This window comes from Mycobacterium sp. NGS17, assembly GCF_059813205.1.
On record NZ_JCALED010000009.1, the window covers coordinates 18,391 to 39,635 of the forward strand.

General features: G+C 66.2%; 12 protein-coding genes and 1 tRNA gene. 4 read left to right on the forward strand and 9 right to left on the reverse strand.

Annotated features, from left to right (window positions below; translation table 11 throughout):
- Positions 1-57: 57 nt before the first annotated feature.
- Both AC5Y7E_RS19090 and AC5Y7E_RS19095 read left to right on the forward strand, forming a co-directional pair.
- Positions 58-10,785 (forward strand): BTAD domain-containing putative transcriptional regulator, encoded by a 10,728-nt coding sequence (locus AC5Y7E_RS19090; RefSeq protein ID WP_499950498.1) that lies wholly within the window; start codon positions 58-60, stop codon positions 10,783-10,785.
- On the forward strand, positions 10,782-11,483 hold the full coding sequence (locus tag AC5Y7E_RS19095; RefSeq protein WP_499950348.1) for a Type 1 glutamine amidotransferase-like domain-containing protein: 702 nt from the start codon (positions 10,782-10,784) through the stop codon (positions 11,481-11,483). Before AC5Y7E_RS19090 ends, AC5Y7E_RS19095 begins: the two co-directional genes overlap by 4 nt.
- Here the strand turns inward: AC5Y7E_RS19095 and AC5Y7E_RS19100 are convergent.
- Entirely contained in the window at positions 11,473-12,399 is a 927-nt protein-coding gene (locus AC5Y7E_RS19100; protein ID WP_499950350.1) for a TPM domain-containing protein, read from the reverse strand. The genes AC5Y7E_RS19095 and AC5Y7E_RS19100 overlap by 11 nt on opposite strands.
- Before the next feature lie 217 nt (positions 12,400-12,616).
- Here AC5Y7E_RS19100 and AC5Y7E_RS19105 point away from each other — a divergent pair, with 217 nt between their 5' ends.
- Together AC5Y7E_RS19105 and AC5Y7E_RS19110 are read left to right on the forward strand one after the other, a co-directional pair.
- A complete protein-coding gene (locus AC5Y7E_RS19105; protein ID WP_499950351.1) occupies positions 12,617-14,023 on the forward strand; it encodes an aldehyde dehydrogenase family protein in 1,407 nt (468 codons plus the stop codon).
- Positions 14,024-14,121: 98 nt separating this feature from the next.
- Positions 14,122-14,195: transfer RNA gene (locus tag AC5Y7E_RS19110), tRNA-Cys, on the forward strand.
- A 21-nt stretch (positions 14,196-14,216) separates the two neighbouring features.
- Here the strand turns inward: AC5Y7E_RS19110 and AC5Y7E_RS19115 are convergent.
- Genes AC5Y7E_RS19115 through AC5Y7E_RS19150 form a run of 8 tightly spaced genes read right to left on the reverse strand, consistent with a single transcriptional unit; the run spans position 14,217 to position 21,104 of the window.
- Positions 14,217-14,615 carry a YchJ family protein gene (locus AC5Y7E_RS19115; RefSeq protein ID WP_499950352.1) on the reverse strand — a complete coding sequence of 133 codons (399 nt, stop codon included), beginning with the start codon at positions 14,613-14,615 and terminating at the stop codon, positions 14,217-14,219.
- A 20-nt stretch (positions 14,616-14,635) separates the two neighbouring features.
- Complete coding sequence (locus AC5Y7E_RS19120; protein ID WP_499950353.1) at positions 14,636-15,379, reverse strand: hypothetical protein; 744 nt, start codon at positions 15,377-15,379, stop codon at positions 14,636-14,638.
- A complete protein-coding gene (locus AC5Y7E_RS19125; RefSeq protein ID WP_499950354.1) occupies positions 15,376-16,296 on the reverse strand; it encodes a vWA domain-containing protein in 921 nt (306 codons plus the stop codon). Before AC5Y7E_RS19125 ends, AC5Y7E_RS19120 begins: the two co-directional genes overlap by 4 nt.
- On the reverse strand, positions 16,293-17,219 hold the full coding sequence (locus AC5Y7E_RS19130) for a hypothetical protein (protein ID WP_499950499.1): 927 nt from the start codon (positions 17,217-17,219) through the stop codon (positions 16,293-16,295). The genes AC5Y7E_RS19125 and AC5Y7E_RS19130 overlap by 4 nt, the downstream gene beginning before the upstream one ends.
- Before the next feature lie 41 nt (positions 17,220-17,260).
- Positions 17,261-17,734 (reverse strand): hypothetical protein, encoded by a 474-nt coding sequence (locus AC5Y7E_RS19135; protein WP_499950355.1) that lies wholly within the window; start codon positions 17,732-17,734, stop codon positions 17,261-17,263.
- Positions 17,724-18,590, reverse strand: a complete 867-nt coding sequence (locus tag AC5Y7E_RS19140) for a DUF58 domain-containing protein (protein ID WP_499950356.1) — start codon at positions 18,588-18,590, stop codon at positions 17,724-17,726. The genes AC5Y7E_RS19135 and AC5Y7E_RS19140 overlap by 11 nt, the downstream gene beginning before the upstream one ends.
- A gap of 18 nt (positions 18,591-18,608) precedes the next feature.
- Positions 18,609-19,610: an AAA family ATPase gene (locus AC5Y7E_RS19145; protein ID WP_499915622.1), complete on the reverse strand. Its 1,002-nt coding sequence runs from the start codon at positions 19,608-19,610 to the stop codon at positions 18,609-18,611.
- A gap of 51 nt (positions 19,611-19,661) precedes the next feature.
- The gene (locus AC5Y7E_RS19150) at positions 19,662-21,104 is read right to left on the reverse strand and encodes a hypothetical protein (RefSeq protein ID WP_499950357.1); all 1,443 of its coding nucleotides are present in this window, start codon (positions 21,102-21,104) and stop codon (positions 19,662-19,664) included.
- Positions 21,105-21,245 lie beyond the last annotated feature (141 nt).

The following is a 21,245-nucleotide window of genomic DNA, read 5'->3' on the forward strand; positions in this document are numbered from 1 at the left end:
TTGACCAGGTATTGAATTGTGCCGCCGAAGATAGCTGACGTGAGTACGCTTTCATCGGTGGAACTGGGCGTTTTGGGACCGCTTCAGGTCCGGCAAGGCGGAGCGTCCGTCGTCATACCGGGCGCGAAACCACGCGCCATCCTCACGATGCTCGGACTGCACAGCGGTTCCGTCGTGCCGGCCGACACGCTCGTCGAGCTGCTCTGGGGTCAGGATCCGCCGCGCACCGCCGCCAAGGCCCTGCAAACCCACATCTCTTCGTTGCGTCGCACCCTCGGCGACGGATTCGTGGTGACCCAGGGCGCGGGCTGGACTCTCGCCGAAAGCGAGGTCGATGCCGCGCGCTATAAATCGACGGCCCGGCTGGGACGCGAGGCCGCCGCCGCGGGCGATACCAGCCAAGCGCTGGCCCGGTTCGATGAGGCCCTTGCCCTCTGGCGCGGAGCCCCCGAGCTGCCCGACGGCCGGCGCGGAACGTCCGAAAGGACGCGATGGGTCGAGAGCCACGCCGCGCTGGTCGAGGACCGAGCCGACGCACTGCTGGCCACCGGTCGTGCCGCGGAAGTCATCGGTGATCTCGAGGGCGCGGTGGCCGACGCTCCGCTGCGAGAGAGGCGATGGGGCCAGCTGATGCTCGCCTTGTACCGCGCCGGCCGGCAAGGTGAGGCCCTCGGCGCGTATCAACGGGCCCGGTCGCTGCTTGCCGACGATCTCGGGGTCGACCCGGGGCCGGAACTTCGCCGGCTCGAGGCGGCGATCGTCACGCAGGACGCGTCGCTGGATATCGCTGTCGCGCAGAGCGCTCCGTCGGTGACGCGTGCCGTGACGTTCCTGCTCACCGATATCGAGGGCTCGACGGCCGCATGGGAGGCGGATGCCGGCGCCATGGCCGTCGCGCTGGCCCGCCACGATGAGCTGGTCGAACAGGTCGTGACGTCACGTGGCGGTCGGCTGATCAAGACGCGCGGTGAGGGTGATGCGACGTTCTCGGTCTTCGACCGTCCTTCTGCGGGCGTCGCGGCGGCGATCGAGCTGCAGGACGCGATTGCTCACGAGCCGTGGGCTTCGCGGGACCCCATCCGTGTCCGCATGGCGCTGCACACCGGCGAGGTCGAGCTGCGCGACGGCGACTACTTCGGCCGAGCGGTCAACCGGGTTGCCCGATTGCGGTCCCTGGCCGAGGGCGGCCAAATCCTGTGCTCGGGCGCGACCGCCGAGCTAGTCATCGACTCGCTGGCCGACGACGTCATGCTCACCGACCTGGGAATGCGTCAGCTCAAAAACCTCGCGCGGCCCGAGCATGTTTTCGAGTTGCGGCTGGAAACCGGTGCAGACCAATCGGATTCGCCGGCGCCCGAGATGCCGATGGAGCGGCCCAACTTCCCCGCCGTACTCGTTGGGCCCGGGCCGTTCGTAGGGCGTGGCCGCGAACTCGAAGGGCTGCTTTCGGCGTGGCAGACCGCGCTGGCCGGCGGTGTGCGCGCCGTACTGATTGCCGGTGAACCCGGTGTCGGCAAGACGCGGCTGGCCGGTGAATGGTCGCAACAGGCCTACGCGCAAGGGGCGGTCGTTCTGTACGGCCGTTGCGACGAAGATCTCGGGGCTCCTTATCAGCCGTTCGCCGAAGCGCTGCGTTCGCTAGCGCCGTGCGTGGGTGCGGACCGGCTGAGAGCTGTGCGCGGCGTCGAGGCGTTGCTGTCGCTTGTGCCCGGACTGGCCGATGTGGTACCCGATCTCACTCCCCCGGCACACGCCGATCCCGACACCGAGCGCTACGCGTTGTTCGATGCCGTCGTTGCCCTGCTCGAAATCGCCTCCAAGAGCGCGCCGGTGGTGATGATCGTCGACGACCTGCACTGGGCAGCCAAGCCGACACTGCTGCTGTTGCGGCATCTGCTGCGGTTCGGCGACCACGCCCGCGTGCAGATCGTCGGCACCTATCGCAGCACCGACCTCGACCGCTCACATCCCCTCGCCGCGACGCTCGCCGACCTGCATCGCGACGGGACGGCGAACCGGCTCACGCTGAGCGGACTCGACGAGGACGACGTGACGGCCTACGTGGCCGAGGCGGGCTACGACGACGAGGAACTCGCGCACGCATTGGCGTCTGTCACCGGTGGTAACCCCTTTTTCCTCATCGAGGCTCTGCGCCATGTCGATGAGAGCGGCGGCGTGTGGGACCAGAGCACCCTGCCCCAGGGTGTGCGGGAAGCGGTCAGCCGCAGGCTTTCTCGGCTCCCTGCCGACACCAACAAAGCCCTTGCCGCGGCCGCGGTTGTCGGCAGCCGGTTTGCCCTTGATCTGGTCGAGCAGGTGGTAGGAACTGACCTCATCGACGCGTTCGACGAAGCGCGCCAGGCCGGCATCGTCATCGAAGAGCCCGGCGGGTACTACCGCTTCAACCACGCGATCGTCCGGCAATCACTGCTGGCCGAGCTGGCATCCGTGCGGCGCATGCGACTGCACCAGCGCATCGCCACGACACTCGAGACGCTGCCCGGCGCCGACGACGAGCTGCTGGCCGAACTGGCGCATCACTATTTCGAATGCGCTTGGGCGGGAAACGCAGCCAAGGCGGCCTTTTATTGCCGGCGTGCCGCCGACCAGGCGATGGCTCGACTCGCCTACGAGGGTGCCGCCGATCTTTACGATCATGCCCTGCACGCGCTCGAGGACATCGACGATGAGCTCCCCGACCGCGACGACCAGACCGTTGAATTATTGGTCGCGCGCTGCGAGGCTCTGCTGGCCGCGGGTGACGTGGCCCCCGCCGCCGGTGCGGTCTCCCAATTACAAACCGCCGCAGCGGATTCGGCCCGGTTAGCCGCGTGGGCGACGTGCTTCGACGGTCAGCTGTCGATGCTGATTCATCCCGAGCGGCTCGACGAGGTGGAGATCGCGTTGGGTGCGGCTGCCGCCAAACTGGCGGAGCTGGACGACGCCGCCGGGGAAGCCAAGGCGCACACCGTCCGGGCCGGGTGCCTGGCGCGTCTCGGGCGAATCGGCGACTGCGAGATCGCTCTGGACGACGCCCTCACCGCGGCGCGTCGGGCGCGCGAACACCGCCGGGTGAACGCGGTATTGGCGGGCGCGCCGCTCGCGGCGCTGTGGGGCCCCAATCCTGTTCCGCGCGCGGGCGGAAGGTGTCTTGACGTGGTGCGGCTGCTTCGCATCACGACCGACTCGCCTGCCGTCGAGGCCACCTCGACGCGATGCCAGGCGGTGCTGGAGGCGTTCCGCGGCCGCACGGCTGCGGCCCGGCGGATGATCGACTCGGCCCGGCGCACACTGACCGAGCTCGGCCTGCGCCACGCGTTGCTGGAAGTTGAGCAGTTCGCCGGCATCGTCGAACTCATCGGCAATGATGCCGCCGCAGCGGAGTCCCATCTGCGCAAGGCGTACAACGGCTTTCGCCGCATGGGCCTGGACGCCGATACCGCCGAGACCGCGGCGCTGCTGGGCCGGGGCTGCCTTGCGCTCGGTCGAGATGACGAGGCTCGTGAATTATGCTCGGAGAGTGAGCGTCTCGCCGGCCACGCGCTGAAGGCGTCGATCGCATGGCGGACGCTTCGGGCGCATCTACTGGCGCGAGACAATGATTTCGACGCGGCTCGACGGGTCGCCGAGGAGGCGGTCAGTCTGGCCGAACGCACCGACGCCCTGGTCGATCACGGCGACGCATGCCTGACGCTGGCGACCGTTCTGGGCGCCGCCGGCGACATCGCGGGAGCGCGCGCCGCCGCCGAGCGGGCGGTCGATCTGTATGAGCGAAAAGGCGCTGCGGCGCTTGCGGACGTGGCGCGGCAAGTTCTCGGCGAGCCAGCTCAGCCGCCCACCCCGGCTCCTCCCGAAGTGCCTGTTGTCGAATTGGACAGCGAATGCGTGCGAGTGGGCGAACGCGTGATGGCCGCCATTCATCGCAAGGACTGGGATGAGTTCGAGCGGCTGTTCGCCCCGAATGTTTCGATCGAGAATCGGCGGAAGATCGTCGGTGTTGACCACCCATCGGACGCGGGGCGACGTGAGGTAAGGCGTGAGCTCGAAGCGGGCGCCACGCGCATCGACTATGTCATGGTCGCTGCGCGAGGCGAGCGGCTGGCTCTGTCTCGATTGATGACGAGCACTGTCGACGAGAGTCCCGGAGCGCCGCACGACGAGCTGCTCCAGCTATACGCCATCGACGAGAATGGCCAAGTCGTGCGACAGGTGTGGTTCGACGTCGATGACATGGACGCCGCGATGGCCGAACTCGACGCGGCCTACGCTCGACTCGAGCACGAGCATGTGCGGAGGCTGGAAAACTCCGCGACGCGGGCATACGAACGCCTGCACGCATATTTCAAAGCCCGCGACTGGGAAGCGATAGCCGAGCTCCTCACCGACGACTACTGCGGCGACGATCGTCGTTCGGTGGTAGGTTCCGGGATCCGACGCGGTCCGGATGCCGCGATCGAGGACTACCGGTCGGCCGCCGACATCGATGTGACGGATGCGAGTTCGGAGACCGTTGCAACCCGTGGGGAGCGTTTGGCCCTCACTCGTGCCCGCTACGCGCGAAGCACCTTGGAATCGGAGACATTCCGCGTCGACTTCCTCCAGATCGTCGAACTCGACGCCGACGACCGGATCGCGGCGATGGCCGCGTTCGACCTCGACGACTTCGACGCCGCCATCGCCGAACTCGATGCACGGTATCTCGCTGGCGAAGCGGCGCCGCACGCGCACACGTGGTCGGTGATCACCCGTGCTTTAGTCGCGCACAATCTGCGCGAAGTGGCTGCGGCGACACCGGATGCGGTGACTATTGACCATCGCCGTGCAGTGGCGTTTGCCCCCGGTGAAGGTATCGAATACCTCCGTGCAGGATGGAATCTCGACCAAAATCTTAATCTCTACGTCGAAACTGTCCATCGTTTGAACGACGTCGGCGCGGTTTTCACTTGGGCGGGATACGGAACCTCTCATGAGGGCTTTGACGCCGCGTGGCGGGCCATCGACCTAATGACGATCGATGGCGAAATGATCAGCCGTGTAGAGGTATTCGACGAGGCCGACCTGGATGCCGCGCTCGCGAGATTCGAACAGCTCGACGCACCGGCACCGCGAATGGAAAACGCGGCGGCGCGCGTATTCGACCGCGTCTGGTCTCATTTCGCGACTCGCGACTGGGACGCCATGGCTGAAATGGTGAGTGACGACTACGTCGGAATCGATCACCGACGAATAGTGAGCGCCGAAACTCAACATGGGCGGAACGAAGTAATCAGGGACCTGCAGGCGGCGGCAGGAGTCGGATTCACGCTTTCAATGGTGAGCGCCATAGCGATTCGGGGAGACCGCCTGGTCCTCGCACGGACTCGCGCCACCGGCCGCGACCCCGACGTGGCCCAAGACGATGCCCTCAACGTCGTCGGGATCGACGCCGATGACCGGATCGCGAGTGTCGTCTCGTATGACGTCGAAGACTTCGACGCCGCCATCGCCGAGCTCGAAGCTCAATACCTCGCCGGCGAAGGGGCCGTCCACGCGCGCACGTGGTGCGCCGTTGCACGCAGTTACGCCGCGCTCAACCGGCACGAGTTGCCGTCGACTACGCCGGACTGCGTGAATATCGACCACCGACACGAGACTGCCTTTGGGCCCGGTGATCTGAACGCATACATCCGCGCGGGATGGGACGCCGAGCAGGACATCAACGTCCACGTCGAGCAAGTGCATCGGCTGCGCGATACCGGCGCCATCGTCACGTATGCCGCGCATGAGATCGCACGAGAGGGCTTGCGCGCCGAGTGGCGTGGGATCGCCGTTTTCACGGTCGAAGGCGACATGATCAATCGCACTGAGGTTTTCGACGAGTCGGACCTCGATGCCGCGATCGCGCGGTTCGAGGAACTGCACCCGGAGGCGCGGCGGCGGGAAAATGCGGCAAGCCAAATAGCCGAGCGCTTCTTTGCGTACTTTGCAGCCCGCGACTGGGGCTCGATATCAGCAACACTGGCCGAGAATGTTTCTCATTACGATCGCCGACATGTGGTGAATGCTGGCGTCCTGCATGGACGAGACGCCCAAATCTCGAACCTGCGAGCGATCGCCGAGGTCGGGGTTACCACTTTTTCGTGCGTCGTGAATGCGACCCGCAGCACGCACCTTGCGCTTATCCACACTCGTTCCTCAGGCCGAGACCAGGCGACCGAAGGGGTCCTCACGGAGGAACTCGGCGTCGTCGAGATCAACTCCGAGAACCGGATGGCGGCGTTCGTCGCCTTCGACATTGACGATTTTGATGCCGCCGTCGCGGAACTCGACGCTCGTTACATCGCCGGCGAGGCCGCGCCCTATTCCCACGCCTGGTCAGTGATCACCCGCGCTTACGCCGCGCTCAACCGGCGTGAGCACCCGCTGACGACAGCTGATTGGTCGAACATCGATCACCGGCGAGGAGTGTCCTTTGCGCCAGGTGAAACGTCGGTGTTAATTGCTAATTGGGACGCCACGCATGGCCTAAGAAGTTTCGTCGAGGCAGTGCATCGGCTTAACGACCTTGGCGCTGTGGTTACCTCGGTGACGCACGAAACCTCGGATGATGGCTTTCATGCCGAGTGGCGAGTGATCAGTCTTCTGACCATCGAAGGTGACCTGATCGACCGCTTGGAAGTCTTCGACGAGTCGGACCTTGACGCCGCGATCGCGCGCTTCGAGCAGCTGACTATGCCGACGCCGCAGCTTCAAAATGCGGCAAGCCGGGCGAACAAGCGGTTCCAGGAGACGTTTGCGGCCCGCGACTGGGCAGCTCTCGCTCAAGGACTCGGCGATAACGTTTCCCACGACGATCGCCGGCGGGTCGTCGGTATGGGAGTGCGGCACGGCCGAGACGCCATGATTGCCGAGGCACGGGCCCTTGAGGCGATCGGCGTCACGAACGCAACCTCGGATGTCATCGCGATCCGCGGTCAGCGCCTTGTCTTCAGCCGAATTCGAACATGGGGCCGCGACCAGCGTCCCGAGGCGTTTCACACTGATGCCCTCGACATTGTCGAAATCGACGCGAGCGAGCGGATCGTGGCACGCGTGGTGTTCGACGTAGACGACATCGACACAGCCTTCAACGAACTCGAGATCCGTTACATGACAGGCGAAGCAGCCACTTATGCGGATACGTGGGCGGCGGTGGCAGGCGTGCACGCGACGTTCAACCGGCATGAATTTCCCCCAGAGGACTGGGTGACCATCGACCATCGGCGAGGCACCCTATTCGCCGCGGACGACATGACATCGGCCGTTCACAGCATCTTCGATCTCACCCCAAATTTTCACGTGCACATCGAACAAGTACATAAACTGAGCCGTTTTGGAGCGTTGATCACCAATTGTCCACACGGATCCTCGCCCGACGGCCTAGACGTCGAATGGCGCATGATGATGCTTCTCATCGTCGATGGCGACCGGCTAAGTCGCTGTGAAGTGTTTGACGAGAACGACTTAGACGCCGCGAACGCGCGATTCGACGAGCTCAGCCGGCCGGCATCGCGCCTGTCCAACGTCACAACCCGGGTGATCGAGCAATTCCTGGCGCACTTTTCGAGCCGCGACTGGAATGCCATGGCGGAACTACTCGCCGACGACTTCTTCTCAGAAGATCGCCGTCGAGTCTTGAACGCCGGGACGCGACACGGCCGTGACGCCGAGATGGCGAATTGGCTTGCCACCAGCGACGTCTGGATGAGCGATGTTAGGGCAACCGTGGTTGCGACCCGCGGAGCGCATCTCGCACTGTTTCGTTTCGCCTTCGCGAGCCAGGAGCAGGAGCCCGAGGCATTCCAGGCTGCGGCGCTCGGCATCGGGGAGACCAACGACGACAATCGAGTCACAGCGTCCATAGTGTTCGATGTCGATGACGTCGACGCCGCCTTCGAAGAACTCGACGCTCGCTACCTCGCCGGTGAGGCGGCCGCCTACTCTCGCACATGGTCGGCGATTGCTGCTGGCTACGCCGCACTCAACCGGCACGAGGTACCTTCGACAACGCGGGATTGGGTGAATGTTGACCATCGACGCGGCATCTCTTTTGCGGTGGGCGAATTGGCGCCTTACATCCGTGCCACCTTCGACGTCGCGCCTGACATCAAAATTCGCATCGATTTTGTGCATCGGCTGACGAGTCACGGTGCGGTCGTCTCGTATTCGGGGCACGGGACCTCACAAGACGGCTTCGATGCCGTTTGGCGAGAGACCGCCCTATTCATAGTCGATGGCGACCTCGTCAGCCGCTGCGAGATGTACGAAGAGGCAGACGTCGACGCCGCGCTTGCCCGCTTTGAGGAACTGCAACCGCAGGCGCGACAGCTGGAAAACTCGGCAAGCCCAATACTCGACCGATACCAAGCTTATTTCTCGGCTCCAGACTGGGGCGCCATGGCAGAGCTACTGGCCGACGACCTTGTCGTAGACGATCGCCGTCGTGTAGTGAACGCAGGAGTTCGTCGGGGTCGAGATCTGCACATCGCGGACCTGCGAGCCGCCGTAGAGGTCGGCGCAAAGACCATATCGCTGAGCCTCTTTGCGACCCGCGGAGAGCGCCTTGCCCTCGTCCATGCGCGTGCCTTCAACCGCGACATGCTCGGCGAGGTCGGCGCCGAGTGGCTCGGCGTCGTTGAGATCGACGCCGGCGAGCGGATCGTTGCGATGGTCATATTCGACACCGACGACATCGACGCTGCCTTAGCGGAACTCGACGCGCGCTACCTCTGCGGCGATGCTGCCGCATACCTGCGCACTTGGACGGTAATCACTCGGGGCTATTCCAGGGTCAATCGACACGAACTTCCAGGCATGACACCGGAATCGGTCCTCATCGACCATCGAGCGGTCTTGACGACCGAGTCAGAGGGCCTGGCCGGATACCTTCCTAGCTTGTGGGACCTCATGCCCGACATCAGCGTCTACATCGAGGCGGTGCACCGGCTGACCGACAAAGGGGCGGTCATCACACAGGCTGCGCATGGAACTTCGCAGGAGGGCTTCGACGCTGAGTGGCGGGCAATCGTTATCGGCATACTCGAAGGCGACCTCTACACCCGTGTCGAGGTCTTCGATGAGGCAGATCTCGACGCCGCGCTCGCGCGGTTCGAGGAACTCAGCCGACCGGCGCAGCGGCTGGAAAACGCGGCCACGCACGTATACGAACACCTGTTGGCGTACTACGAGGGATGTGACTGGGCCGCAATGACCGAGATTCTTTCCGAGGATCTATTCAGCGACGACCGCCGACGCGTGGTAGGGGGCGGGGTTCGGCGCGGTCAGGAGGCTCTAGTCGAAGACCTGCGTGCCGTCGCCGCCGTCGAGGTCACACATGCGAAATCGGTCGCCGTTGCCATCCGCGGGACGCGCCTCGCCCTCACTCATGCCAGGTACTCACGCGGCCACGCAGAGTCCGAAGCGTTCTACGTCGATTACCTACAAGTAGTCGAGATCTCAGGCGAAGCGCGGATCACTGCCCTCGTTGCATTCGACCCAGAAGACATCGACGCCGCGACCGAAGAGCTCGAAACACGTTACCTGGCAGGAGAAGCGGCCGCTCATAAGCATACGTGGTCGACGCTGTTGCGCTCTTTCACCGCGTTCAACGAACACCAACTCCCCTCGACGACGCCGGATTGGGTGAATCTGGACCACCGGCGAGGGCGAGCGTTTTCGCCGGGCGATCTGGTTCCGTACATTCACGCCACCTGGCAAGTGATGCCGCAAGCCAAGATCTACGTCGATGCGATACATCGGCTGAGCAATCTCGGAGCGGTCGTCACACAGTCGACGCATGGGACTTCGCCGGACGGCTTCGACGCCGAGTGGCACGAGGCTACCCTTCTGACTCTGGAAGGCGACCTGATCAACCGCATTGAGGTGTTCGACGAGGCAGACCTTGATGCCGCGCTGGCGCGCTTTGATGAACTGGAAGCGCAGACACCGCGGGTCGAAAACGCGGCAAGCCGGATACTTGACCGCTGCTTTGTTTACTTCCGCGACCGCAATTGGACGGCTATAGCCGGGATCCTGACCGACGACAGTTTCATCGACGATCGTCGTCGCGTGACGACGACTTTCGGGTTTTGGGACGGTCGCGACGCCGTGCTCGCCAACCTACGAGCCCTTGCCGACGCGGCGCCCACAACGTGGGCGGTCATCGCGACCCGGGGAGAGCGCCTCGCCCTGACTCGCATCTGTTCCCCCAACCGCGATGTGCGGCAAGGCGAGTTCAGCAGCGACATGCTGATCCTCGCCGAAATCGACGGCGAGGCACGTATTGCGGCGCAGGTCGCCTTCGATGTCGAGGACATTGACGCGGCGTTTGAGGACCTCGAAAACCGCTACCTGGCCGGTGAAGCCGCCGCGCAGGCCCGCACGTGGTCAGCCATTGTCGAGAATTATGCCGCCCTGAACCGGGGCCAACTTCCCTCGACGACAGCGGATTTCGTCGACATCGACCATCGTCGCGGGGCATCGATGACGCCCGGCCAGCTGATGAAATTCGTCCGCAGCGCGCTGGACCAAACGCCCGACCTCACCATCCGCATAGTTACGGTGCATCGGTTGAGCCAGCGCGGCGCCGTCGTCACTCACGCGGCGACCGGAAGGTCGCCCGACGGTTTCGAAGCCGAGTGGCAAGAGGTCAGCATTTTGACGGTTGGTGGCGACAGGCTCAACTGCATCGAGGTCTTCGACGAGGCGGACCTCGAGGCAGCACTCGCGAGGTTCGACGAGCTCACCGGCGAAGACCAGGCAAAGTGACGGCGCCCCAAGCCCAACCGCTCGTTCTGCTGGCGGACAGCCAGCTGCTGTTCTGGAAACGTGACGACAAGCTGCTGCTTGAATGCGCCCTCGATGGATTGGCGCGGAACGCACAGCTGACCGCGGCGTACATCGGCGCCTCCAACGGCGATCATCGCGAGTTCTACGAAATCTTCGAAGCGGCAGTGGATGCCGTGGGGATCAGCGATCGCCGCATGATCGACTCGTCGTTTGGCCCGGACGATCGCGCGTTCCTCGATCGTGCCCACTTGATCGTCCTCGCGGGCGGCGATGTGCGGCTCGGCTGGACTACGTTCGAGGAAACCGGCATGAAAGGCGTGATCCTGGACCGGTACGCCAAAGGTGCTGTACTGGTTGGCATTTCGGCCGGAGCGGTTCAGCTCGGGCGTTATGGCATCGTCGAAACACCCGACACAGAGGGGACGGAGTTGCTCGGTGTGTTCGATCTCCTTCCCCTGATTGTCGACGCGCACGACGAGCGAGCCGGGTGGGCGCGGCTGACGCGAGCGATTCAGACGCTTGACGAATCGGTCGCCGGCCTCGGAATTCCTAGCGGCGGTGGCGTTATCGCGCACACAGACGGCACCATCGAGGCCCTGCGTCGCCCCGCGCACAGACTAACTTCCGAAAGCGCTCGCGGGGTGCAGTCCGAGTTGATCCCGCCGATCACCGGGTAGAAGTACTCCCTCGTCGTCGTGGCGTGCGGTGCGCTTCGAGGACGTCGGCGTTGGCCAGCGTCTGTGCCTGAGCGGCTAAGGTCGATGCCCTGTTGGCATACGCGATTGCGTCAGAGCCGTTCCCCGCTGCCGTGCCGTGTGCCGCTGCCAGATGCCGTTTCGCCTCGTCGAGCCGCGCCTGGGCCTCGGAGCCGATGTTGGAGCGATATCTGGCGACGTAATCGGAGATTTGACGCACCCTCGCGTCCGCGGTGGACAACGCCTGCTGCGCCGGATGATCGCCGGCGCCAATGTCCACCTGCCCGCCACTCCGGGCGGCGCCGGCGCGCCGGCGCCGGCGTGCGCGCCATAGCACCAGTAGCAAGGAAAACACGAGGATAAGCACGACCACGACAACGCCGATCGCGATCAGCGGCCAGAGCGGTTTCGACGAACTTGCCGGCTTAGACGAGCTCGCCGACTTGTCCAAGCCGTCGGCCGCGGCGACCGCGGCGCCGCTCCAGTCTTTAGCGCCCAGTACCGGTTCAATCTGGGTAGTACGCAGTTTGTTCGACTCGGCGGCGGTGAGGAATCGCGGCGGCACGTCGAACGCGTACGACTTTGTGTTCGTGGCCACCGCCAGCAGCGCGTCGTGGTCGCCCATCCCACTTGCACTGCGGGTTCGGTCGGCCCAGTTGTCGGGCTTGAACCTGGAGAAGTTGTCGACGTAGACCACCCACAGTTGGATGTGGCGGTCGCGGTTGAGGCGGTCAAGGGCATCGCTGACCGCTGCCCGGTCGGAACCCGATAACACCCCGGTGTTGTCGGTGATGTGGTCGGTGAGCTTGGAAGGCGGCTGCGCGCCAGCGGGGCTTGCCCAAAGCAGCACCGCTGTGAGAATTGTCAGGACGACGCCGAACAGGCGAAAAACCCGCATATGCGTAATCTAGCCGCCAATCCGAGGCGGCGCGGGCGTAGCTTGAACGCCCCGGCCAGCGGATTGAGCATTCCTTACCAGCACCGCGGTGACCAGCAGAATCCGGCTGCGTCTTCCATTCGGCATGGTCCCCGCACACACTGGACACCCTCTGGTTAAGCGCGTAACCTGTGTCGCGCGGCGACAGCAATTTCCGAGTGAAGGGCCCTGAGGGACATTGAGTAACACCATTGCGGTCTTCAACCCGTCGAACGAGGAGCAGATCGCGGAGGTCCCCGATTCGGACCAGGCGGCCGTCGACGCGGCGGTGGCCCGGGCACGCGAGACCTTCGAGTCGGGCGTGTGGCGCAAGGCGCCGGCGTCGCACCGCGCGAACGTCCTCTTCCGCGCCGCGCGCATCATCGAGGAACGCAAAGACGAACTGGCCGCGCTCGAGGCCCAAGACAACGGTATGAACCTGACGGCCGCCGGCCACATCATCCCGGTGTCGGTGGACATGCTGAAGTACTACGCCGGTTGGGTCGGCAAGATTCACGGCGAGTCGGCCAATCTTGTGTCCGACGGCCTGCTCGGCACCTGGGAGACCTACCACACCTTCACCCAGCTCGAGCCGGTCGGCGTCGTCGGCCTCATCATCCCTTGGAACGGGCCATTTTTCGTCGCGATGCTCAAGGTTGCGCCCGCGCTCGCGGCGGGGTGCACCGCGGTTCTCAAGCCCGCCGAGGAGACGCCGCTCACCGCGCTGAAGTTGGAAGAGATCTTCCGCGAGGCCGGTCTGCCCGACGGTGTCCTGAATGTCATCACCGGCTACGGCGAGACCACGGGTGCCGCGCTCACCGCGCATCCGGACGTCGACAAGATCTCCTTCACCGGGTCGACGGAGGTCGGGCGGCTGATCGTGAAGGCGGCCGCGGGTAACCTCAAGCGACTGACGCTTGAGCTCGGCGGTAAGTCACCGCTGATCATGTTCGACGACGCCAACCTCGACAAGGCGATCATGGGGGCCGGCATGGGCCTGCTCGCCGGCTCCGGCCAGAACTGCTCCTGCACCTCGCGGATGTATGTCCAGCGCGGCATCTACGACAAGGTGGTCGAGGGCCTCGCCGGATTCGCGCAGATGCTGCCGATGGGCGGCAGCGATGACCCCGATTCGGTTCTGGGACCGCTGATTAGCGACAAGCAGCGCAAGCGCGTCGAAGGCATTGTCAACGACGGCGTGGCCGGTGGAGCGCAGGTGATCACCGGGGGTAAGCCGATGGACCGCAAGGGCTACTTCTATGAGGCGACGATTATCACCAACACCACGCCGGACATGCGGCTGATCAAGGAGGAGATCTTCGGGCCGGTCGGCTGTGTGATCCCCTTCGACGACGAGGACGAGGTGATCGCCGCCGCGAACGACACGCACTACGGGCTCGCCGGCTCCATCTGGACCGAGAACCTGTCCCGCGCCCACCGCGTCGTCAACGAGCTTCGCGCGGGCCAGATTTGGGTGAACTCCTCGCTTGCGGCGGACCCGTCGATGCCGATCAGCGGTCACAAGCAGTCGGGGTGGGGCGGCGAGCGCGGCCGCAAGGGTATCGAGGCCTACTTCAATACCAAAGCGGTCTACATCGGCCTCTGATCGGCGAGCAGCGCGGTGACCGCCGCCGGTGCTCGAAATGATCGGGCCGAGGGAAACTCTGGGCTACGCCGACGTGCGCTGGCATGGTTACGAGTTGTGCGGGTGTGGCTGAGCGGCTAGGCAGCGGCCTGCAAAGCCGTATACACGGGTTCAAATCCCGTCACTCGCTCCAGGCTCTCGACGCGAAAGGCGGCTACAGATCTTCCGCGGCGGCGTCGAGGTAGAACCATCGACCGGCGCGGCGCTCGAAGCGACTGCGCTCATGCAGGCGGCTCGCGCGGCCCCCGGACTCGTAGTCGGCGGTGAATTCCACTTCTCCGCAATCATCGTTTGGCCCGCCGGCAAGGGTGGCGATCACCCGCAAGCCGGTCCAGGCGATGTCCGGGTCGGCGGTCACATCCGCCGGGCGGGTGCGCGGGTGCCACGTGCGAAACAGGTAATCCGAATGACCGTAGGCGAAGGCCGAGTAGCGCGATCGCATCAATTCCTCGGCCGTCTGGGCCTGTGTCTCGCCGTGGTGAAGCGGCCCGCAACAGGCGCGATAGCTTCTGTCGCTGCCGCACGGGCACCGCGGCCCGAGAAGGTCGTTCACATCAAAAGCTTGACAGACCCTTAGGGCGAGTCGCCCGCGGGTGCGGCGCCTGCGGCGTCCCGCAGCACCTGTTGCAGCTTGTCGAGCGGATCGCCGCCCGTGGGATCGAGCCGGCGTGGGGGCACTTCCCGGCCGTCGCCCGTGATGACAGCGAGGGGCGGTGGCGGTGGAGGCAGCGCGGCCGGTGGCGGTGGTGGCGGAGGCGGTGGCGCAGGCGGCCTAGCAGCCAGCGCAGTCCTCTTGGTCGCCAAGCGGTTTGCGGCGTCATCGCGGATCAGGTGCCGCTGCGGGTCCGGGTCGGTGTTGGCGGCGAAGCACCCTCGCGGCGCGGCACCGACGACCGCCAACGCACTCGCGTAGCGTTCGTCGGCGCGTGCGCGGTCCCCTGCCGCTGCCGCCCGGTCGCCCTGGGTCTCGCGGACCAATTCGAGGTTGACCCGCGCCGGACAGGAACCGACGGTGCCGCTGCGCGCCACCGCATCGGTGAAGTGGGCGTCCGCATCCTCTAGTCGGCGGTCGAGCACGGCGGCTGTGCCTTCCGCGAACGGCGCCCGCGCCGGTTCCACCACATTGGCGACTCCGAGGATCGCCGCATCGGCCCGTACGGCGCTTGCGTCGCCTCTGGTGAAGGCGTGGCCTGCTGAATTGCCGAGTAACACAACGGAAAACAGCTTGATCGCGACCAGCAGCGCGATGGCGACGACGGGGGCCGAGTAGGCCAGGAGCCGTCGTCGTAGCCGCAGTCGCGCCGGCCCGCGCGTCATGACGCCAAGTCCCGTCGCGCGATGCGGCCACGACGAAACTCGCGGACGGACAGGTAGATCTCGGCGAGCAGCAGCCCGGCGGCAAGCAGCGCGGGTAGCCAGTACAGCTCGGTCCGGTTCAGGGCGTCCGCCCGGCTATGCGGTGTGTCGGGCAGGCTCGGTTGCAGGGGCTGTCCGAGATCGCGGTGTACGTACGGAACGCCGAGTTGTGCTGCGATTCTGTGCAACTCGCCCTCATCGATCGCGTCGGAGCGGCCGTAGCCCAGCACCGCTCCGCCGGCCACCGACCCCCGCATGACGTTGAAGTCGCCCTGCGGCGCGCGCGATCCCGGCGCACCTGATCCGAGGTAGAACACCGCGTTCCGCGAACCCGGGTATTGCTGTGTCGCCTCGATCAGCTGGTATCGCAGCACATTGTCCGCCGCTCCCGCGTTGGCGTCGGGACTGACCGGCTGGGAGCCGAGCGCGGCGATGGTTGGGCGCAGGCTCCAAACATCTTGGGATAGCGGCCAATCCAGTGAGGCCTTTGAGGCGAAGCCGACCAGGGCGTACCGGGCCGCCGGGTACTGCTTGATCAACGCCGCGATGTCCTCGCGCATGCCGGAGATCCGCGGTTGACCATTGCCATAGTCCTCGACGCTCGAATTGGCCGACTGATCGACGACGAGAAACACGTTGAGGTTCGCTCCGGCGACGGCCGTTGCGCCCTGGCGGTTTCCGTCATCGAGAAGTGCCGGACGAGTGGTCGCAGCGATGAGCAGCAGCACCGCGAACGTCACCCCGGTCCACCGCAGCGCGGCCCGCTTTCGGCGTCCGGCCGACAGGAGCGCCTGGCGCAGCGCCACCAGGCGCGCCAGCAATAGTGCACCAGCAACGACAGCCAGGATCGGCCAGGGCAGCACGGGCTGAAATGTCATCGGCGCAACACCAACAGGGCCACCGACAGCACTGCCGCCGACACTAAGGCGATCACCAGTGGTACCACCGGCGCATCGCGGAGGTCCGCTGTGAGGATGGTGCCGTCGGCGCGGCGCGCCGACGGTGTGTGGGCGCGAATCTCGTTGAGAATCGCCGCAACTGACTTCGTGGTCGGCACGGCGTACCGGCCACCGGTCCGCTCGCTAAGCGCGACCAGCGCGCCGCTCGCGGGTGACGGGGCGGTGTCGATCACATTCACTTGGGCCCCGGCGCGCTCGGCCAGGGCTCGGACACTGCCATCGGTGAACAAAGCGGCACGCTGCTCCCCGGCGGCGCGAAGATCCGACGGACCGAGATAGATGACCGAGCGCCGGTCACTGCTGTGCTGCTCGTCGGACGGAAACCCCGAGAGGCACAGCGCGAGAACGTCGTTGACGCTTGCGGCGTAGTCGGTGTAGGACACCGGCGGGGCGAACGATGCCGACTGCGTCTCATGGGCGCCGGTATAGTCGCCGAACCGCTCGGCTGCGTACTGATGGTCGCGCGTCAGCGGCACCAAACGGCGGTTGGCCGATGTCAGGCCGATGCGTTGGCGTTGCGGGGACGCGAGGGCTTGTCGCGCGAAGTAGTCGAGCAGCTCAGTCGTCGTCGCATCGGTCACCGGCTGCCCGACGCACAGCATGATGTCCTCGGGGTGAGCAGCGTCGAAATCCTTGCTCGCCACGGTGGGACGGGCCGCGGCCCAGGTCGCGGCGCCGAACATGACCGTCAGCACGACCAACGTCACAATCGTCGAGAGCGAGCGCAGCCGAGCGACTTTCGCGTACTCGGGCAGCCGGGTAAGCCGTGCGACGTTGGCCAATGGTCGCAGCCGTCTCCGAGCGGCGGTCATCGGAAGCAACGCCGCCAGCGCGACGATCACGACCAAGCAGGCCGCTCCGATGGCAGCTACTGGCCACCACTTCAAGTCCACGAGCGGATCAGCTCCTGCGCCCGGCTACTCACGTCGGCGACATCGATGCGCGACTCGGCGTTGAATTGTGCGTCACCGAGCCGGGTGAGCAGCGCCGCGGCCGGGGCCAAGTCCCCGTCGACCATCGCACCGATCTGAAGGTACTGGGCGCGCGTGCCGGTCGCTTGATGCAGAAAACTGCGCACCGTCCGGCTGATTGCGGCGCACGCCGCCGGAGCCGACAGTCGCCCGACCTCGTGCTCGCCGGCGATGCGCTGCACGCAGCGGGCGAATCGGTTGCGGATCAGCCGGGCGTGCATTCGCCGTACGGCCGGGATGCGCCGCAACCGATGTGACGGCAGCGTCCACACGAAAACGCCTACGTACCAACCGATCACAGCCAGAACCAATAGGATGGCCAACCACAGCCAGTATGACGAGTACGGCTGCGGACCGAACACATGGCGCAGCAGGTCATCCGGCACGGGCGGCCACCTCGGTCAGGCGAACGAGCTCACGCCGGATGTCCGTACTGCCGCCGATCGTCGCGTGCGCGATGGCGTGAGCGGTCAGGAACGCATCGAGGCGGTCGCGGCGCTTCTGCTCGGCGCGGCGGTACGCGGTGACGACCCGTGGGCCGAGGTCGGCTCCGTTCAGGACGAAACGACCGGTGTTCACGTCGTACCCGTCGAGGTCGTCGGGACCCACCGCAGGCATGTCCGACACCATCGCCCACATGATGTCGTGGCGCCCCGCCAGCCTGGTGAGCACTTCGCCCAGCCGATCGTCGACGTCTGGCTCGTCGGACACCACGATGATGAGCATGGTATGTCGGTAATGCGTTGCGACGTAGTCGAGTTGGGCGGTGACCTCGCTACGGCCGGCACGGGCCGTGGTGTGCTGGTACCAGCGGTGCAGCAGGCCCTCGATGTGCGACTCGCCGCGCCGCTGCGGAATGTTCACGCAGCCGCGACGGTCGCCGTAGACCATGCCGATTTGGTCGGACCGCCGTAATCCGATCAACCCCACCGCGCCCATGACGTGCACGGCGACATCGCGTTTGCACTCTCCGCTCGGGGCCAGCGCCGACATGTTGCGGCCGGCGTCGGCGACAAGCAGGATCTTGTGATGCTTTTCGGACACGAATCGTTTGATGAGCACGCCGCCAGAACGGGCGGAAGCCTTCCAGTCGATGTCTCGCACGTCGTCGCCGGGAACGTAGGGGCGAAGATCGTCGAATTCCATGCTGCGCGTATGCAATAGCGCGTAGCGGCCGCCTTCTAGCAGACCGCGGGTGTCGGTGCCGAAGTGCGCCTTTGCCCGGTTCAGGTGCTTACCCACGATTGGCCTTTCGGCGCCTCAGGGAACCCGGACAGCCCGTAGCGCGGCATCGACCACGACCTCGGCAGTGATGTCGGCACTGGCCGCTTCGAAGCCGAGGATGAGCCGGTGCCGCAGCACCCGGTGTGCGAGCTTGGCGATGTCCTCGGGCAGCACGTGCGCACGCCCGGCCAGCACCGCCTGCGCCCGGGCCGCCTTGCAGAACGCGATGGTGGCACGTGGGCTGGCGCCGTACTCGACCAGCCGCGCGATCTGCGTGGGCAACGCCCGTGCGGGGTGGCGCGTCACGTCGACCAGCTGACTGGCGTAGAGCATCAGCGCACGGTCCATGTGAACGTGGCGCACCACCTCCTGGACACGCACCACGTCCTCAAGGCTGACCACCGGCGCAGTGGGCCGTGCCTTGTCGTAGATACCGGCGTCGATCCGCGCCATGACCTCAACCTCTTCCTGCGCGGAGGGGTAGCGCACGATTTCCTTGAGCAGGAAGCGATCGGTCTGCGCCTCGGAAAGCGGATAGGTGCCTTCCTGGTCGACGGGATTCTGGGTGGCGATGACCAGAAATGGATCCGCAAGGGGGTGAACCTGTCCGGCGATCGTGGTCTGCCGCTCCTCCATCGCCTCGAGCATGGCGCTCTGTGTCTTGGCGCTCGATCGGTTGATCTCGTCGAGCAGCACGATGTTGGCGTGCACTGGACCTAGTTGGGTGACGAAAGAGTTGGTCGCCGAGTCGTAGATTTGAGTGCCGATGATGTCGCTGGGCAGCAGGTCGGGCGTGCACTGAATGCGCTGAAAGCGGCCCCGAATCGACTCGGCAAGCACCTTCGCGGCGGTGGTCTTGGCCAAACCCGGCACGCTTTCGAGCAGGATGTGGCCGCCGGCGAGCAGGCCGATCAGCAGCGACTCCCGTAGCTCGCGCTGCCCGACGATCTTGGCTGCGAATGCCTGGGAGATGGCGTCGACGGTCCCCCGGACGCTATCGATTTCGCGCTGATCCGGTTGTGTTCGTGCTGTAGACATACGCCCGCTGGGATACCCAGATGCCGTGGAACGACACGGCGGGTTGTCCGCTTACGGTTTGTCGCGTTGCCGTTTCGCCTTGGCTTCAGCCTCGAGGCGGAGCCGGATTGCGCGTGCCCGCGCCTCGGCGGCCACCGCTTGCGCCTCGGCGGCTTGGGCTCCCGCCCAGATCTCGGCCGCCCGAGCTCGGGTTTCGGCGGCTTCCGCGCGCGCCCGCCCCTCGGCGGCCACCGCTTCGGCGTCGGCGGCTTCCGCGCGCGCCCGCTCGCGTGCCCGCGCCTCCGCGGCCAGCGCCTGGGTTTCGGCGGCTTCAGCGCGCGCCCGCGCCTCGGCGGCCAGCGCTTCGGCTTCGGCCAATTTTGCCCGTTCCCGCGCTTCGGCGGCCTGGGCCTGAGTTTCGGCAGCTTCAGCCCGCTTCCGCGCCGCGGCGGCCAAGGCTTCGGCTTCCGCCGCCTCCGCCTGCTTCCGCGCCTCGATGGCCCGAGCTTCGGCTTCGGCGGCTTCCGCGCGCGCCCGCTCTCGCACCCGCGCCTCGGCGGCCAGCGCTTCGATTTCTTCGGCTTCCGCCTGCGCCCGCGCCTCGGCGGCCAATGCTTCCGGTTCGGCGGCTTTGGCCTGCTTGCGAGCTTCGGCGGCCAGCGCCAGGGCTTCGGCGGCTTTGGCCTGCTTGCGAGCTTCGGCGGCCAGCGCTTCGGCTTCCGCGGCCTCTGCGCGCTTGCGCGCCTCGGCGGCCAGCGCTTCGGCAGCCGCGGCTTCGGCGTGCGCCCGCTCTCGCACCCGCGCCTCGGCGGCCAGCGCTTGCGCTTCGGCGGCCTCTGCCTGCGCCCGCGCCTCGGCGGCCACTGCTTCGGGTTCGGCGGCCAGCGCTTCGGCAGCCGCGGCCTCTTCCTGCGCGCGCGCCTCGGCGGCCAGCGCTTCGGCTTCCGCGGCCAGCGCTTCGGCTTCCGCGGCTAAGGCTTCGGCCGCGGCCGCGTCTGCCCGCGCCCGCGCCTCGGCCGCCACCGCCTCGGCTTCGGCGGCCAGCGCTTGGGCCGCCGCGGCTTCTGCCTGAGCCACCGCCTCGGCTTCGGCAGCTAGCGCTTCGGCAGCCGCGGCTTGTGCCTGCGCATCAGCCTCGGCCTCGGCGGCCAGCGCCTCCGCGGCAGCAACTTGTGCTTGCGCTTCAGCCTCGGCTTCGTCGGCGAACGCCTCGGCCGCCGCGGCTTCTTTCTGCGCCCGCGCCACTTCTTTCTGCGCCCGCGCTTCGGCTTTCAACTCCCGTCGCGACGGTTTGGGCTTGGCCTGGGTGGTGGGTTGGCTGGCGCGCGGCTGAAGGTTGTGCTTATGCGGGCCGGCCGCGACCCGCGCCTTCTGCTCAACCGCCCGGTACGGCCCGGCCAGGAAATCAAATAACACCAAGGCCACGCCGGCCAGTAACACCAGCGGCAGGGCCAAGGAAGGGCAAGTGACCATCCCCCAGATGCCAGCGACCGCCAGCGGCACCGCCAGCAACACCGCGGCCCCCGGATACCGAGTGCCTAGTTGGAGGATTGTCGCGGGCACCGCGGATGACCGTGCGACCAATGGAAGCCGATCCGGCCGACTACCGACGACTTTCTGCGATCCCACGATCCCTCTCCCTCACGGAGACGCTGG